The 475-nt window shown below is 60.8% G+C and carries 1 protein-coding gene; it reads left to right on the plus strand.

Annotated features, from left to right (window positions below):
• The coding region (locus tag D7X55_RS40550) for a penicillin-binding transpeptidase domain-containing protein (protein WP_255425065.1) at positions 1-475 on the plus strand (475 nt) is incomplete at both ends.

The raw sequence follows: 475 nt of genomic DNA on the forward strand, positions 1-475 counted from the left end.
GCCGTGGTCATGGACGTGATCAGCGGCGACATCCTGGCGATGGTTTCCGTACCAGGTTTCGACAGCAACGCGTTCGCTCGCGGCATCACTCAGCCAGAATGGCAACAGCTGTTATCTGATCCGAAGAAGCCGCTGGTCAACAAGGCGGCGCAAGGCGTCTATCCGCCCGGATCGACCTACAAGATCGTGACGGCGCTGGCGGCGCTCGAGAGCCGCGCGCTCACCTTGTCGGATCGCCTCTTCTGCGGTGGATCGATCGACCTGCCTGGCACGGACCAGAAGAAGCATTGCTGGATTTACCCGGGAGGCCACGGCTGGCTCAACGTTACCGAAGCGTTGCAGCATTCCTGTGACGTCTTCTTCTATGAAGCGGCAAAACGTGCGGGCGTCGACCATATCGTGCGCGTCGCCGCGAAATTGCGTTTCGGCAAGTCCACAGACGTCGGACTGCCCGAAGAAGTCGGCGGGCTTTTGC

It is taken from the genome of Corallococcus sp. AB049A, from assembly GCF_003668885.1.
Classification (GTDB): domain Bacteria; phylum Myxococcota; class Myxococcia; order Myxococcales; family Myxococcaceae; genus Corallococcus; species Corallococcus interemptor.